This is a genomic window from Neobacillus sp. DHD-1R, assembly GCF_057747995.1.
In genome coordinates this window covers 2,029,362-2,045,376 of record NZ_CM173232.1, presented here as the reverse complement: position 1 = coordinate 2,045,376, position 16,015 = coordinate 2,029,362, and the positions used below count along the sequence as shown (strand labels likewise).

Here is a 16,015-nt window from a genome sequence, read left to right as displayed (position 1 = left end):
TATGCCAACGATTACTCAATTTGAAATCTTTATGAAGGTTATTGATGAAAGAAGCTTTACAAAAGCTGCTCAAGCCCTACATATGTCACAGCCTGCTGTCAGCCATGCGATTGCTACTTTAGAATCAGAGCTAGGCGTTACCTTATTAGTACGAGAACGGGGCAAGGAATTAATTGTAACGGACATTGGAAAACGGGTTCTATTTCAAATAAGAAATATACTAAATAGTCTTGAAAAAATTCAACAGGAGATCTCGCTGGAAAAAGGATTAGTCACTGGAACTATTCGTATCGCAACTTTTCCTAGTGTAACGGCACACTTCTTGCCAAAAATTATCAGTACTTTTCAACAGATAAGACCGAATGTGTCACTGACATTTAAGGAGGGTTCCCAAGAGGAAATCAAGGAATGGTTAACAGCACGGGAAATAGATATCGGATTTATCGTTCTGCCATGCAGCGAATTAGAAACAATCCCCCTTGTCAAGGATCGCTATCTTGTTATGCTGCCGGATGGGCATTCCTTGCTAAAGAATAAGTCTGTTTATTTATCGGATTTGGAAGACGAGCCTCTTATTATCTCTAATGCTGGATATGAAGCACCTATTATTGATCTAATGAGGAAACAAAAAATTACAATAAATGAAAAATATAATACTTCTAACCTAAATACCTCATTAGGTATGATAAAGGAAGGATTAGGAGTACTTATTCTGCCCGAGCTCTCATTGAAAAATCTTTCTTTTCCCAAAGCGAACATTCGGCCATTAGAAACAAACCATTATAGACATATCGCCTTAGGCTTACCCTCATTACAGGAAGCCTCCCGTGCCGTCCAATTATTTATTCAAATAACGAAACAACTGTTTGAATAGGAGAGGAATTTCTTGAAAAATTTTTACTTAGTGGCACTTTGTAGGTATTTAATAATTTTCGCTTAGTGGATAATAAAAATCCACCTTTCAAAAAGAAAAAGGTGGATTTCTTTGGCGGTAAGACCGAAGTTTCGTATTTATTTAAACATCTTTCCTGGATTTAAAATACCTAGGGGATCAAACTGGTCTTTTATCATTTTCATAAGATGAATAGAACTTGCATGTTCCTTATATAGATAGTCTATTTTTCCTAACCCAATTCCATGTTCACCTGTTGCTGTACCACCGCAATCAATCGCAAATTCGACAATTTTTTGATTCACCGTATGTGCTTTTTCCAGCTCTTCCTGATCGTTTGGATTAACCATCATTAACGCATGAAAGTTTCCATCCCCAACATGCCCTACTACGCCTCCAAACAATCCATAGCTTTCAAGTAAAATGCTTGCGTACGTAATCGCATCAGGTAGCTTGGAGAAGGGTACACAAACGTCCGTACTCATATTACTCTTCTCTGGAAAACTATGTTTAAATGCATAAACCAGTGTATGACGAGCCTCCCACAATTGTGCTTTTTTCTTTGAGTCCGTTTCATATTCAAACTGAGTACAACCTTCTACCTCCGCTATCTCTTGTGCAAAAGCAACATCTGCTTTAATTCCAGCTTCATTCCCCTGGAATTCCATAAATAAAGTTGGCTGCTCAGCATACATAGTTTTGTTATGAAAGTTAACTTGTTTCATACACTTGGAATCTACCAGTTCCACACGAGCGATTGGAATCCCAGAGGTGACCATCGCATTCGCTGCATTGATTGCATTTTCAACAGAAGGAAAAGCAGCTCTGCATGCAAGAGTTGCTTCGGGAATTCCGAATACTTTTAATGTTATTTCTGAAAATACTCCTAATGTCCCTTCTGAACCAACAAAAAGTGGAGTTAAATTGTATCCAGAAGAAGATTTAGCTGCTAACCCGCCAATGTTTGCTATTTCCCCATTTGCTAAAACTACCTCTAGACCTCGTACCACATCTTTCATAGCACCATATTTTACTGTCGTGGTACCCGAGGCATTGGTACTAGTCATACCACCGATGGTAGCATCAGCTCCTGGGTCTACCGGAAAAAATAGGCCATATCTTTTTAGTGCCTTATTCAATTGTTTTCGTGTTACACCAGGTTGTACCTTTACTAGTAGATCGTTTGGCCGTATTTCATTGATGTTATTCATCAATTGAAAATCCATCGAGATACCACCTGCAACTGGGATTGAGTGCCCTTCCAGGCTAGATCCAGCACCAAATGGTACAACCGGTATTTGATACTTATAAGCTATTTTCATAATTTCTGAAATCTCCATTTTACTTTTTGGAAAAACGACGATATCCGGCTTCACAGGCAGATGATACGATTCATCCTTGCTGTGATGTTCTAAAATGGTTGGATTCTCACTTATTTGTTCCATTGGTAGAATATTTCTCAAATCTTGTTTCCATTTCATTAGTATTCCATCCTCTCATTAACTGCAATTAATGGTTTCTTTTTCTCTATTAATATATTTAAATAAATAATTCACAATCTCCTGCAAGCATAAAATCTTTAATGAAATAAAAAATCCGGCCCAAGGAATGAGCCGGATTCTTAAGTCTGCTTTAATTCTAACCTTCTCGCTATCAGTGACAAAGCATAATTAACGATAAAATACATCAACGCTACAATTACAAACACAGGTATTACGTACGATCCCTTTTGTGCGTAAATAATTTGTCCGTTGTGCAATAAATCCGGCAGCGCGATGACGACAGCTAACGATGTATCTTTTAGCAAAGAAATAAATTGACTAACAATAGGTGGAACCATTCTTCTCAGCGCTTGAGGCAGGATAATATAACGTAATGTCTGAATGTAGTTCAGGCCAGACGAACGTCCTGCTTCAATCTGGCCTTTTTCGATCGAGTTTAAACCGCTTCGAATAATCTCTGACAGCATAGCTGATTCAAAAACCGTCAATGCGGCGATCGCCGCAGTCGTTATTTCCATTTCAATTCCGATTTCGGGCAAGGCAAAATAAGTGAAGAAAATGATCAACAGTAATGGAAGATTACGGATCGTCTCGACTACCACGGCAAGTAATGGAGAAACGACGGGAATCCGTGCATATCTGAGAGTGCCAATAAGACCACCAATAATGAAGCTGAGCACAATTGAAATGGCAGCGACCTTAAGGGTAACCCAAAATCCTTCAAGTAAAAATTTAAAATTATCCGGTTTATATACTTCAATGAACGGTGCTAGAAAATCCATCTATGCACCTCCTTAATTACTTTTAGCCATGCGTTTTTCTAAAAATCCTACGCCAAGACTTAAAGGTATCGTTAAAATTAAATAAAATAAGGCCACAAAAATATAGGTATCAAAGGTTACGTATGTCTTTGCGGATATTAAATCCCCCTGATACATTAAATCCCCACCTGCGACTACAGCTAACAATGATGAATTTTTAACTAAATTGATAAATTGGTTGCCAAGAGGAGGGATTACGATCTTTATAGCCTGCGGGAGTATAACCATTCTCATTGCCTGGCCGTAACTCAATCCTGTCGAGCGGGCTGCTTCCATTTGCCCTTTTGGAACAGACATAATTCCGGCACGGATTGCTTCCGCAATGAAAGCCGCTGTGTAAACGGTCAATCCGATCGTTCCTGCCAACATCCCGCCAAAATTTCCAGCTAAGTAAGTGAAAAATATGATTACCAGTACAGGGATATTACGAATAAATTCAACATATGCCGTACCAAACCAGTTTAGAGGTTTAAACGGGGCAATTCGCATGACAGCAAGAAGTGTTCCCAAAATAAAGCTGCATAATAACGCTATTAAACTGGCAATAATGGTTATTTTTAATCCTTCTAAAAATGAATCGATATTATTCATTAGTATCGAGAAATCCACCAAACGATCTCCTCCTAATTATCAGGATGAGCGGGTCCGAAAAGTTGCATACGGACCATTGCCCATCCTGACGAGAAACCCGGTATAAATAATTAATTTTTAATCCATTTATCCTTAATTTCATCGTACTTTCCTGAATCCTTCAGGCTTTTTAATGCTTTATTCAATGCATCGACAAGCTCTTTGTTGCCTTTCTTAACAGCAATTCCATAAGGCTCTTCTGTGAATGTTCCACCGACTAATTCAAATGAAGGATCTTCTTCTGCCATACCATAAAGAATGGAATCATCTGTCGTCAGGGCATCACCCTTGCCTGCCTTAAGGGCTGTAAAGGCTTCAGCATAGTTTTCGAATTCAAGTACGGTTGTTTCAGGTGCTTTCTCACGAATATTTACTGAAGATGTCGAACCTTTAACAGCAAGAACCTTCGTTCCTTTTTTCAAATCTTCAATACTCTTAACCTTGCTTCCTTTTTTCACAAGCAATGATTGCCCAGCATCAAAATATACATCAGTAAAATCAACTTCTTTTTTACGTTCTTCATTGATGGTCATGGTAGCGACAACCGCATCAACCTTACCATTATTCAGGAGGCCTACCCTAGTTTTCGAAGTAACTTCTACGTATTCTGGCTTAACATCCTTGCCAAACATTTCTTCTGCCAGCGCTTTGGAAAGATCGATATCGAACCCTTCCACCTCACCTGTCGAAGGATTCTTCAATCCAAACAAACGAGTGTCATATTTTACTCCAAACACGATTTTTTTCTCTTCCTTGATCTGGGCCAAGACATCCTTACTGCTGTCTGTAGAGGCCTTGTCCCCGCTGCAACCGGCAAGTAATAAAGCAGCCATTGCAGAAAATAGCGCCATTTTTACAAAGTTTTTTGTTTTCAACATTTCATTTACCCCCTATTAATGATTTAATATACGGCTGAGAAATAAGCGAGCCCGTTCTTCACGTGGATTCTCATAAAATTCAGCCGGGACTGCTTCTTCCAATATTCGCCCCTCATCCATAAATACGATTCGGTCGGCCACTTCTCTGGCAAAGCCCATTTCGTGGGTCACTACAACCATCGTCATACCTTCCTTAGCAAGGGCTTTCATCACATCTAGGACCTCGCCGATCATTTCAGGATCAAGAGCTGAGGTTGGTTCATCGAAAAGCATAATTTCTGGTTTCATGGCAAGGCCGCGTGCTATGGCTACACGCTGCTGCTGACCTCCGGAAAGCTGGGAGGGATATGATTCGGCCTTATCTGATATTCCTACTTTATTAAGATAATATCTGGCTGTTTCCTTTGCCTCATTTTGAGATTGGCCTAATACTTTCATAGGAGCAAGAGTGATATTTTCAAGCACAGTTTTGTGGGGATATAAATAAAAATGCTGAAAAACCATGCCAATATTGCGCCTTAGCTTATTGATATCTGTTTTTTTATCCCCTACTGATATCCCGTTTACAGTGAGTGTCCCGTCAGAGATTGATTCCAAATGATTAATACAGCGTAACAAAGTACTTTTCCCTGAACCAGATGGCCCGATTACTACCACAACTTCACCTTTATTGATTGTGAGATTAATATCTTTTAAGACGTGAAAATCCCCATAAAACTTATTAACCTGATTAAATACAATCATTCTTAACCTCCTTATATAAAACTTTTTCACTATGTAAATAAATTTTTGCGAACTTTCAGAATTGATTAAATTATATTCATATTACGTAAAGATGTCAAATCGTGACATTTTACCCATCTTTTTCATGCTCCACCATCAGTAAAATATTCCTGCATTTCGTATTATTGGATGTAATATGTCATTTATATAGGAATAATGTCATAATTCTATTTTACCTGTAATGTTGTACATCAAATTATAAAGAAATGTAACAGGAGCGTTCTGTAATTCATCCACTAGCACATGTTAGAGTTATAGAATAGTAATTTACAGGAGGTAGCAACATGAAAAACACATACATGATTAAATTAGCCGCAGCTTTTGTAGCTGCGTTTGCATTTATAGGTTTACAAAATGATACGGTCGAAGCTATTACCATACCTCAAGTTGTAAAGGCAGATAACCTTCAGAAGCTTGGAAAACAAAATGGTATAAGCATTGGGGATAAAAGCCAGGTCATTAATCGCCATGAGGATGGGATTTATAAAAAGGAACTGGTGCTTATGCCTGATAAGCCGAAGGTAGTAGAACAAACAGCACCTGAAAAAGAAACACCAGCAAAAAAACCAGAGGAACCAGCTGTTATAATTTCTAATCAAGAAAAAGACTTATTTGCCAGATTAGTAGAAGCTGAAGCAAAAGGAGAATCCTATGAAGGAAAATTAGCCGTTGCGACTGTCGTATTAAATCGAGTCGATTCTCCTCATTTCCCTAATACAGTTACAGGTGTAATTAAACAAGTAGTAGGGAAAAGCTATGCTTTTTCACCTGTTCAAAATGGTGAAATTAATAAGCCTGCATCTGATGAGTCTGAACGAGCAGTTGAAGAAGCACTAACCAGAAATGATCGTTTAAATGATTCCATCTATTTTTATAATCCGGAAATTGCCACAGATAAGTGGATTCGTACTCGTGAAGTAGTGAAAACAATTGGTAATCATGTATTTGCTAAATAATGTATAAAACTTGTTATATCAAAAAATAAGAGTGCCAGGCACCCTCCATTAATTTTATGGATGGTGCCTGGCATTTTTTAATACATGCAAGTTAAGATTTTTTACACTTAGCAACCATTGACTCTTATAAAACTCCCATTCACCATTTCTCATTTGGTTTTAACATGTGAAGATGATGTTTGAGAACGGTAATATGACTAGGTGTCTTGGTATACACCTCGCCATCCGTATCTGCGTCCATTTCCTCTTCTGTAAAAATGGAGATTGATTTTCCAGAGTAATGGTTCATTTCCTGGCTTAATTCATTATTTTGCATCGTAATATCTGTCGTGAAAAGTTCTTTCAACAGCGTCAAGTTTGTATGCTTGATAATAAATACATCTGCGTATCCATCATTATAACTGATCGCTTTAAATGGCAACATATTGGTTCCAATGTAATTCCCGTTGGCTACTATAATCAATTGCGCTTCTCCTTCAATTCTTTCCCCATCTATCTCTAATGCATATTTAATTGGATCTATATTTTTCATGGTCCTGATTGCACTAAGTAAATAGCTAATTCTACCAAAATGGTCCTTTTCCGTTTCTCTAATATTATTGGAGGTTTCTGCGATTAAACCAGTGCCCCAAAAATTTAAACAGTATTGTTCATCCACTTTGAGAACATCTACTGGCATGCTTTCACCATTGATGATTTGTTCTGCAGCGATAGCAATATCCTGGTCGATCATTAAGGTCCTTGAAAAATCATTACAGGTACCAGCAGGCAGGATACCAATCACAGGACGATGATCCAAAGTTGATAATCCGTTGATACATTCATGGACCGTGCCATCTCCACCAAGGATAATCACCAAATCAACATCCGATCCATGTGTCTGGCAAAGCTCTTTTGCATGGTTGATTCTTTGTGTTTGTACAATCATTAAATTTGAAATACTGGAAGACAGAATCGGGACAGCGACCCCAAGAGCCTGTTTAATATCCTTTTGGCCGGCATTTCCGTTATAAATTAATAGTGCACGTTCATAACGCATATAAATCACTTCCTAATTACCATTTTAATTCTTATATACCCAATCATCGTGTATCCTTCACCAGCAAATTCTACTAATCTAAAATTCTTAAAACATTTTGGTAAAAAGCAGTTTAATATACTAACTACAGGGTAAAAAAAGACAAAAGAATGAGGAGTGATTTGATGGAAAATAGTAAAAACAGCAAAAGTTACAAAACAAATAATATGGATCACCCTGAACAATATGAAACAACCAACGAAAGCTTATTTGATAAATTTGAAAGTGAAAGAACGGTAGATCCAATCCCGATGGAAGACCTGAATGAAGAAAAACAAGAGGAAAAGCACAAACGTGACACCAAGCATACTTCCTCTAGTGAAAAAAAATATGGTGGTGTGTAATTTCCATTCTAAGATTCTTAACATCCAATAAAAAAATGCAAGATGGTTTCATTCCATCTTGCATTTTTACTTTGAATTTAAAATTTTATTCGATTGATAAAAATTCATTTAGAGCAGACTTGTTTTGGTCAAGATTGATACTTAACACTGAACCAGCATTTTTATATTCCTCATTTGTGAAAGACCCATCCACGGGAATTCGCATTGTTTTTAAGTCGTTGGATTTATTTGTTAGCAAATCTTTTCCCAAAGAAAATAGGATAGGAGTATCCAAATTGGTATCAATATAAGGATTTATAACACCCAATATTTTAGGAAGTTTTAAAATGCTCCCTGCACTCATTGCTTCACCCTTCAACTTGCCAATCACTTCTTGTTGTCTTTGAATTCGGCCAAAATCGCTTAACTTATCATGTCTAAAACGTACATATCCTAACAACTTATCCCCATGTAAGGTTTGAATTCCAGGTTCTATTGTCGTTCCAATACCATACGACATTTCATAAGGGACGTCTACTTCAATTCCATCTGGTGCAATAATATCTGCAATTTTTGAAAATCCTTTAAAATCAACAACCGCGTAATAATTTATATCAATATCAAAGTTTTCTTTTATGGTTTGTCTAAGAAGCTCTGGTCCACCATATGCATACGCTGCATTTATTTTTTGCTTTCCATGTCCAGGGATATTTACAAAGGAGTCCCTCATGATAGAAATCAACTTGGCTTGATGAGTATCTTGGTCATAGTGGGCTATCATGATGGAATCCGTCCTTGAGTGTTCTTCACCACGTGAATCGCTTCCCAATAGGAGCACATTAATTTTTCCAAACTTCACTTCTTCTCCCTGGAAGGCTTTCGCAACTTTCTTATCACCATTTCCTACCCCAGCAAGCGAAACTCCTTGTTTATATTGATATGTTGCATAAGCACCTACACTACCAATCATTAATATAAAAATAAACAGAATTACTCGTTTCCATCTAACACGCTTTTTCCTACGCTGCATTCTTTCCATAGTACACCTTCCCGATTATTATGGTTTCACTGAATTATTGCACCTAAAAGCAAAATAGATCCTTAAGCTGACGGAAAAAAGGACCTATACTGCCAAATTTTTTTAAAATTTTCCATAAAGCTATTAAAAATAATTCTTTTCCCTCTTCTGTTAGTGCATATAGTTCATAGTTAGCTAATTGCCGTTCAACAATAGCATATCAAACTTATTATCTATTAAATTAATTTTGACTACTTTCAAAGACTTAAATAGAAACTAAAAAAATGTTCAGTAAACCCATTTTACTAAACAAAATGCTACTAGAACTATACATACTCGTTGACAATTTGTCAACAAAAGTTATGATTTTCACTATCTTTGACTTTGTCCCTATTATATAAAAGAAAGGGTTTTATTTCTATATTTGATAAATCCATGTAAAAAATAGTGTGGTAAAATAAGTATAAAACCTGTAAACGGAGGATTCTATGATTTGGTTTTTGCTGCTTGTCGTTCTGTTTGCTTTTTTGATGGGATTTTTCCAGGTTCCCATCTGGATCATGTATGGCGTATTGGTTGCTGTGCTTGTTTTTATCATGTTTCGAAACCCGCTTTTATTTGGCAAAGATGCGGAAAAGATGATGGCATACTTAAAAAAATCCAAATCGCCCTATTTGCAATTTCTCTACCATTTTCTTTACGGGGACCTATCGGCAGCGGAACATGCGATGGGGAAAATCCGTTCCAAAAGATCAAAACGAAACACCGAATTGATGCTCTTAATGGAGAGGAAACAATACGGAAAAGCAAAAGAACTTCTTACACAAATGGGTGGACATAAGTCAAAGTGGTACGCTTTATCGGATATCGCCATTAATGAAGGCGACGTAGAAGCATTCAAACAAAATAAAGAGAAGATCTCAGACACTTTTTTTTTAAACATGCTGGAAGTCGATCAAGCCGTTTATGATGGGAAAAAGGAAAATGCGGTTAGGCTGCTCGATAACATGATTCCAATGCTTAGAGGTTATAAATTATTAACAGCCGTCCAGTATCGCAAGAAAATACTTGAAGGAAAAGTCTGACCAGATGTACCGATTATGTAAAGCCCGAAAGCTTATAATTTCGGGCTTTTATTTAAATGATACTCTATCTTAGTCAAAATAATATCATGTGGACATTTGAAATACCTCTATTTTTGTCAGTGATAAAGATTGCCTATTATAATAAATTACGCGTAAAAAAAGTCTCTCCTCGGAAAGAGAGACTTTTCCATTTTAGCACCTTTGGTATATTAGAAATATCTTAAAAAAAGCGATTGCTCTTTATAAAACAGTTTCTATTTTTGGGTTTAGCTGGACCTTAACTGGTGCTGTTTCATGGAGAAATAGCGAGAAAACAAAAGCCAAAAATGCAGCACTGGAGCTAATGATAAGTGGTGCTGCAAGACCCCAGGTATCAGCAGCAATCCCACTTAAAATGGGGTTAAGAAAGCCTCCGAAAAGCTCCCCAATACCTATAACTAATCCTATAGCTACTCCAGAATATTTTACTGGAATTGATTCAGCTGGTATGACAGACATAATTAATGCTCCTACACCCATACCTGATGAAAATATAAAAACTAATGGAATAATTAACGAAACAGAGTCAAAAAACATTAGTGATAGTGGTGTAAAGCCGGAAAGAAATCCGAAGATAAGCATTGCTGGCTTTCTGCCAATACGATCTGAAATGGCAGGGACGATAAACCCTAAAATTGCGAATCCTGCACCAAATGAAGCCATAATGATACTCATAATGGTTGGTGAAAAGCCTTTTACATTAACAAGAAAGACTGGGCCGAATATATTAAAAGCCATAACATACACCATGAATAAGCTGAAAATGATGATGGATAAACAAATATTTCGATTTTTAATTACATTTTTAAAGCTAACCTTTTTACTAGGAACAGCTTGAGAATTGACTTCTACTTTAGGGTTTCTTACATACTTCATAATGAAAATTGCTAAAATGATTCCAGGAATTATTGTCAAATAAAAAGCCGTACGCCAATCATAAGCATTTGCCAGTGCGACAATGATAAGAGGAGCCATTAAACTACCAAACACGGCATTTCCAGTATTCATTGTAAATCCGACGTTAAAACCACGACGTGACTCAGACGACTCTACTGCCAGTATTGATTGGGTAATTGGTGTAATTGGACCTTCTACAACTCCCATAATCAGCCGAAAAACGAATAAGATTGCAAAAGAGGCAGCCAATCCATGCAAAAGAGATATTAAAGAAAAACCTAGGACAAAAACAGCCAATAGAGTTTTTTTGCTTCTTACTCTATCCGACAAATAGCCTCCCAATGGCCCAGAGATTGCCCATGTAATTGCTAGCGCCGAACCAAGTAATCCAATTTGGGTGTTTGTTAAAGTAAAATCCTCCTGTATAAATGGAATAAGATAATTAATTGCAAGTCGATCAAAGAAGACAAATCCTACTGAAAAGAAAAATAGTGCCACTAACTTATTTTCATACGTCCAAAATTTCCTCTTCTCCATCATAGACACCCCTTAAAATATAGTTATTATTGCTATCATTCTATATGTGAAGGTTTGCACCATATTGCTTTCTTTTATTGTTAGTTTAGGAAACGCTTACATAATTCTATTTTATTTTATTGTGGTAATAATTCGAAATATCAGAAATTTATATCCGTAATAAGTATTTCTTATCACCAAAATCTCAACACCTACATTAAGAATTTTGCCTTGAAATTATTGTATCAAGCTCTTTCAAAAACAAAGGGATAGATGGATTAGCGTTTCTTTTTTTCCAAGCAACCACGATATCAACAGTGTGATCCCATTCCTCAATTTCAATATATTGTAGGGTAGGGTTGGCATACACAAATAAATGCTTAGGAAGAACTGCAATACCTAATCCTGATTCAACGAGCAATAATACTGTTTCGATACGCTTAGATTGAGAGGTAATATTTGGTGAATAACCGTGATTTGCATAGAGAGAAATTAATTGGTCATATGCTTGTGGGGCTACTTTTCTATCAAGCATAACGAGAGGCTCATCGGCAAGCTCTGAGATATGAACACGTTCTTTCTTGGCAAGAGGATGTTCCTGATTCATAAATACATAATAAGGTTGGGAAGATAAGGTTTTGTACTCCCATTCTGCCATATCTTCAGGTCTAAAAAACATAGTAAAGGCAATATCGACCTCATCTTTTCTTAGTTTTTCCACAATTTGACCCGTTTGATAATGATTTAGACTCATTTGAACAGATGGGTATTTTCTTCTAAACTCTTTAACCAAGGCAGGCAAGATTTCCTTAACTGGGGAATATAAAAAACCAATATTCAATTGTCCAACCTCACCAATTGCAGCCTTTTTTGCCTTTTCAATAGCTTCTTCGGATTGGTTTAACATCTCAATGGCATCATTCAAAAAAACCTTCCCGGCAGGAGTCAACTGAACAGAATGTTTATCGCGAACAAAAAGTTTAAGACCAATTTCTTTTTCTAAACTAGCAATTTGTTGACTCACAGCTGGTTGAGCTACAAAAAGTCTCTTGGCTGCTTGTGTAAAATTCAAATGTTCTGCAACGGAAATGAAATAACGCAATTGTCGTATTTCCATAATAATCTCCTCGTAACAATAGTTTAGTAGCTCATACTAAGATGACTAATCCCCTAGTAACTTCCATTATATTGGAGAAAAGGAGTTCACTCAAACGATAATTCTGAATTTTTTAAAGACTTGTAAAATGAGATAACACTTATTTTACTTTTTTCCCTTTAGATTAGATATGTCTTGATACTCTCTAACTAACATTAACTTAAATTTCTCACTATATTTAGTCATAAAGAAACACCCCAAAGTTTAGAATTCAACTCTAACTTTTGGGGCGCAGTACAAAACAGATTGGTGCCATTTAATTTTAGCTTGAAGGTAACTGGCAAGAACTTTTTGCAATCATTTTAATCATTGCTTCAACAAGGGCCGGAACTTCTTCAAAGGCGCTTTGCATGTGCAGGCGTTCTGTTCGTTTATGGGCATCTTTTCCAAATGGACCGACATTTAAGACAGGCGCCCGGAGTTGAGACATTCCAACAAAAGGTATAAAATAACTGCTTCCCCATACCGGTGTATTTGCTTTAAAGGTAGTCCCCCCCTCCCATTCATCCTGATAATTAACATAACTTAAATCACTGATTCCATTAAAATAGTGAATCTGTTTTACAGGCAAATTAAATTTTGCCATTCCTTGTTCCTTAATATATTGCACACATTTTTTAATAAGCTCATCGTCAGAAGAATTGACCGCCGGATAATAGGGAGGTGCGTACATTAAGACCATGGCCGGTGCAAGCTCTTGACACTCAATCATCAGGGCATCGACAATCCTTATAGTTCTTTCACGGTCATCCATATGGGAGTTGGCATGAACCTCCGCTTTCAATTCCTCAACAAAATCGATACCGAATTTAGAAACCGCATAGGTTTGTAAGTCGTCATACCGTAAAACACTCACTTCGCCAACAGGTTTAATGGAATGATTCAAACAAACCTCTTTGTAAGCTTGGTTACAGGCCTGTGCCGCATCAAGTGCGACTTGTTCGAAAATCTCCATGATTTCTTCTGCATTACGTTTCATGACAAATACGTTATACAATGCTGCTGAACGGTATGGTGTTTGGGCAGAGTATTCCAATCGTAGATCTTTTTGCTGAAGGGTAACAGGAAGTGGTGTGGTTTCTCCCAGCACTTTTTCCTGAAGATTCAAATTCCACTCCATCCTTTGGGTCAAAAATGAGGCAATATATGGTGCAGTTATACCGCTTAGCGGTTCACCTACATGTGTTTCTTTTCCATAAAAGAGTGCTGATGGCATAATTTTTCCAATCGATCCGGAATAAATATAATAACTCCTGTCACCTGGTTCTTGTGTAAAGACTGGCTCTCCATTTAAGAAAAGCTTATAGTCAAGGTTATGCTCTTCTTTTAGTTCAAGTAATTTAGTAACGGCAGTTCTCATCCCGGCGGAATTAACCTCTTCATCAGGAACCGTTAGCAAAAGAAGATTAATCGGCCATTTTTCAACGGTTGCTTTTTCTAATAATCCCATGTGCATCGCAAGTCCCATTTTCATATCCATTGTACCCCGTCCAAATAAATACTCACCTGAGCGGAGATCGAGTTGTGCATCCTCATGTAATTCATCAATGCGATTTAAAAGGAGTTTCGTCAATTCCTCCGGTTGATAGGCATATTCTTCAAGGTCTCCATACTCTTCTGTGTTTACCGTATCAAAATGGCTTATTAAGACGATCGTTTCTTTTGCATCTCTATGCTTATACAGCGCAGTTAAAAACCGCCGATCCAAATCCACATCATGCATCTGTAAATGATTGGGATGTGTCGAAAAATACGATAATTCTTGAAGCTTTGCATGAAGCTTGCTGGGAAACTCACACTCACCAACCGTTAATGTCATACTTCGCCAATTCACCAGTTCACACAACAACGCTCGCAATGAATCTGGTGTTCCCCACCTTAGCTGTTCCATAGTTTCTTACCCCTTTACAATACCGAAAAAAGTAGTAGTTTAATAAATTCAATTCATTTCCACTCACTGTCCACTTCAGGTAGACAGTGTCCATTTATGGTGCCTGACACCCTAAAGTTTTATATCCTTTTCAGGAATGCTTTTTTCGGCTCGTTTATTTTTGAAGTAGAAGGATACATAACATATTAGCAGGAATCCAATTCCGATGAGTAGTCCGATTAGCTGAGTTGGATCGAATGCTAAGAATATGAGGATCGATACACAAAAAACGATACAAATGAGGGGAATTAAAGGATAGAATGGGACTTTGTACTGTAAATCCTCTAATTTCCCTCCTCCCTGCAGGTATTTACGGCGAAACATTAACTGGGAAAGAGCAATTCCGATCCAAGAAATCGTAACGGATATTCCTGCAATAGACATCAAAAGTACGAAAACGGTTTCTGCTGCAATAACGCTTGTCATCAATGATAAAAGGGAAAAAATCATCGTAATGACGAGCGCTGTGAATGGAACTTTCCTTTTTGAGAGTTTACCAAATAGCCTTGGTGCCATCCCTTCATGAGACATTGCCCAAAGAAGTCTGGTTGAAGCATATATACAGGAGTTTCCTACTGATAATATAGCGGTAAGGATAACAAAGTTCATAATATCTGGTGCGAATGGAATGCCTGCCAAATCCATTAACGTCACGAAGGGGCTTTCTAATAAGCCAAGTTCCTTGGTTGGGAAAATAGCTGATAAGATTATAATAGAGGCAAGGTAAAAAACAATGATTCTAACTAAAACGTTCCTAATGGCACGAGGGATGTTCTTTTGAGGCTCTTCACTTTCACCGGCTGCAATCCCAATTAATTCGGATCCTTGATAGGAAAAAATAACGTTCATCATGGTTACAAAAAGAATTCCAATCCCGGCTGGGAATAGACCCTTAGGGGCTAGGTTATCCAATAATGGAGCAGGTCTATCTTCTAAAGGGATAATTCCAAAAATTGACCCTACACCAATAAGGATAAAAAAGATAACGGCTACCACTTTAATTCCAGAAAACCAGTATTCCGCCTCAGCGAAACCTCTAGTCGTTAAGGCATTCAATACAAATAATAGCAGAATGAAAACGGCACACCAAACCCAAACGGATACATCTGGGAACCACCGCTTCATTAAGATCCCTGCTGCAGTGAATTCTACACCGGCAGTTGTCGCTGAGCCAATAAAATACATCCACCCCAGCGAAAACCCGGCGGATGGACTAATGAATTTACTTGCATATGTCTGAAACGAACCGGTTACAGGCATAAAAACGGCGAGTTCTCCCAAGCACACCATAACGAGGTACAAAATAATACCGCCGAATATGTACCCTATTAATGCACCACCTGCGCCTGCCTGGTTAATTGTATAACCAGCATTTAAAAATAGCCCGGTTCCAATTACTCCCCCTAACGACAGCATAAACAAATGTCGCCGTTTCATTGACCGATTTAATTGCTCCTGTTGACCCCCTTGATTTTCCATCCTCTCCCCACCCCTCTTAAATTAACAGCAAT

The 16,015-nt window shown here is 37.5% G+C and carries 15 protein-coding genes; 4 read left to right on the top strand and 11 right to left on the bottom strand.

What is annotated here, in order from left to right; all coding sequences use genetic code 11:
* Position 1 precedes the first annotated feature (1 nt).
* A complete protein-coding gene (locus tag AC3ANL_RS09830; RefSeq protein WP_488329029.1) occupies positions 2-874 on the top strand; it encodes a LysR family transcriptional regulator in 873 nt (290 codons plus the stop codon).
* Between the two features lie 137 nt (positions 875-1,011).
* Here AC3ANL_RS09830 and AC3ANL_RS09825 read toward each other — a convergent pair whose 3' ends face one another.
* The 5 genes from AC3ANL_RS09825 to AC3ANL_RS09805 all read right to left on the bottom strand — a co-directional run bounded on the left by AC3ANL_RS09825 (position 1,012) and on the right by AC3ANL_RS09805 (position 5,467).
* Positions 1,012-2,373, bottom strand: a complete 1,362-nt coding sequence (locus tag AC3ANL_RS09825; protein WP_488329028.1) for an FAD-binding oxidoreductase — start codon at positions 2,371-2,373, stop codon at positions 1,012-1,014.
* A gap of 140 nt (positions 2,374-2,513) precedes the next feature.
* On the bottom strand, positions 2,514-3,176 hold the full coding sequence (locus AC3ANL_RS09820; protein WP_488329027.1) for an amino acid ABC transporter permease: 663 nt from the start codon (positions 3,174-3,176) through the stop codon (positions 2,514-2,516).
* A gap of 12 nt (positions 3,177-3,188) precedes the next feature.
* Positions 3,189-3,827 carry an amino acid ABC transporter permease gene (locus AC3ANL_RS09815; protein WP_488329026.1) on the bottom strand — a complete coding sequence of 213 codons (639 nt, stop codon included), beginning with the start codon at positions 3,825-3,827 and terminating at the stop codon, positions 3,189-3,191.
* A gap of 89 nt (positions 3,828-3,916) precedes the next feature.
* On the bottom strand, positions 3,917-4,723 hold the full coding sequence (locus tag AC3ANL_RS09810) for a transporter substrate-binding domain-containing protein (RefSeq protein ID WP_488329025.1): 807 nt from the start codon (positions 4,721-4,723) through the stop codon (positions 3,917-3,919).
* 15 nt (positions 4,724-4,738) lie between these two features.
* Positions 4,739-5,467 (bottom strand): amino acid ABC transporter ATP-binding protein, encoded by a 729-nt coding sequence (locus tag AC3ANL_RS09805; RefSeq protein ID WP_488329024.1) that lies wholly within the window; start codon positions 5,465-5,467, stop codon positions 4,739-4,741.
* A gap of 323 nt (positions 5,468-5,790) precedes the next feature.
* Between AC3ANL_RS09805 and AC3ANL_RS09800 the strand changes: the two genes are divergently transcribed.
* Complete coding sequence (locus AC3ANL_RS09800; protein WP_488329023.1) at positions 5,791-6,462, top strand: cell wall hydrolase; 672 nt, start codon at positions 5,791-5,793, stop codon at positions 6,460-6,462.
* Between the two features lie 139 nt (positions 6,463-6,601).
* Here AC3ANL_RS09800 and AC3ANL_RS09795 read toward each other — a convergent pair whose 3' ends face one another.
* Entirely contained in the window at positions 6,602-7,501 is a 900-nt protein-coding gene (locus AC3ANL_RS09795) for a diacylglycerol/lipid kinase family protein (protein ID WP_488329022.1), read from the bottom strand.
* Positions 7,502-7,665: 164 nt separating this feature from the next.
* On the opposite strand from AC3ANL_RS09795, the gene AC3ANL_RS09790 reads away from it, so the two are divergent.
* On the top strand, positions 7,666-7,884 hold the full coding sequence (locus tag AC3ANL_RS09790; RefSeq protein ID WP_488329021.1) for a hypothetical protein: 219 nt from the start codon (positions 7,666-7,668) through the stop codon (positions 7,882-7,884).
* An 85-nt stretch (positions 7,885-7,969) separates the two neighbouring features.
* On the opposite strand, the gene AC3ANL_RS09785 is transcribed toward AC3ANL_RS09790, so the two are convergent.
* Positions 7,970-8,902 carry an LCP family protein gene (locus AC3ANL_RS09785; protein ID WP_488329020.1) on the bottom strand — a complete coding sequence of 311 codons (933 nt, stop codon included), beginning with the start codon at positions 8,900-8,902 and terminating at the stop codon, positions 7,970-7,972.
* Positions 8,903-9,369: 467 nt separating this feature from the next.
* Here AC3ANL_RS09785 and AC3ANL_RS09780 point away from each other — a divergent pair, with 467 nt between their 5' ends.
* Positions 9,370-9,966: a hypothetical protein gene (locus AC3ANL_RS09780; RefSeq protein ID WP_488329019.1), complete on the top strand. Its 597-nt coding sequence runs from the start codon at positions 9,370-9,372 to the stop codon at positions 9,964-9,966.
* Between the two features lie 240 nt (positions 9,967-10,206).
* Here AC3ANL_RS09780 and AC3ANL_RS09775 read toward each other — a convergent pair whose 3' ends face one another.
* The 4 genes from AC3ANL_RS09775 to AC3ANL_RS09760 form a co-directional block, all read right to left on the bottom strand.
* Entirely contained in the window at positions 10,207-11,442 is a 1,236-nt protein-coding gene (locus AC3ANL_RS09775) for an MFS transporter (RefSeq protein WP_488329018.1), read from the bottom strand.
* Between the two features lie 193 nt (positions 11,443-11,635).
* Positions 11,636-12,535: a LysR family transcriptional regulator gene (locus AC3ANL_RS09770; RefSeq protein WP_488329017.1), complete on the bottom strand. Its 900-nt coding sequence runs from the start codon at positions 12,533-12,535 to the stop codon at positions 11,636-11,638.
* Between the two features lie 301 nt (positions 12,536-12,836).
* Positions 12,837-14,465, bottom strand: coding sequence for a M20/M25/M40 family metallo-hydrolase (locus tag AC3ANL_RS09765; protein WP_488329016.1), 1,629 nt, complete (start codon positions 14,463-14,465; stop codon positions 12,837-12,839).
* Positions 14,466-14,576: 111 nt separating this feature from the next.
* The gene (locus AC3ANL_RS09760) at positions 14,577-15,983 is read right to left on the bottom strand and encodes an amino acid permease (RefSeq protein ID WP_488329015.1); all 1,407 of its coding nucleotides are present in this window, start codon (positions 15,981-15,983) and stop codon (positions 14,577-14,579) included.
* Between the last annotated feature and the right edge of the window lie 32 nt (positions 15,984-16,015).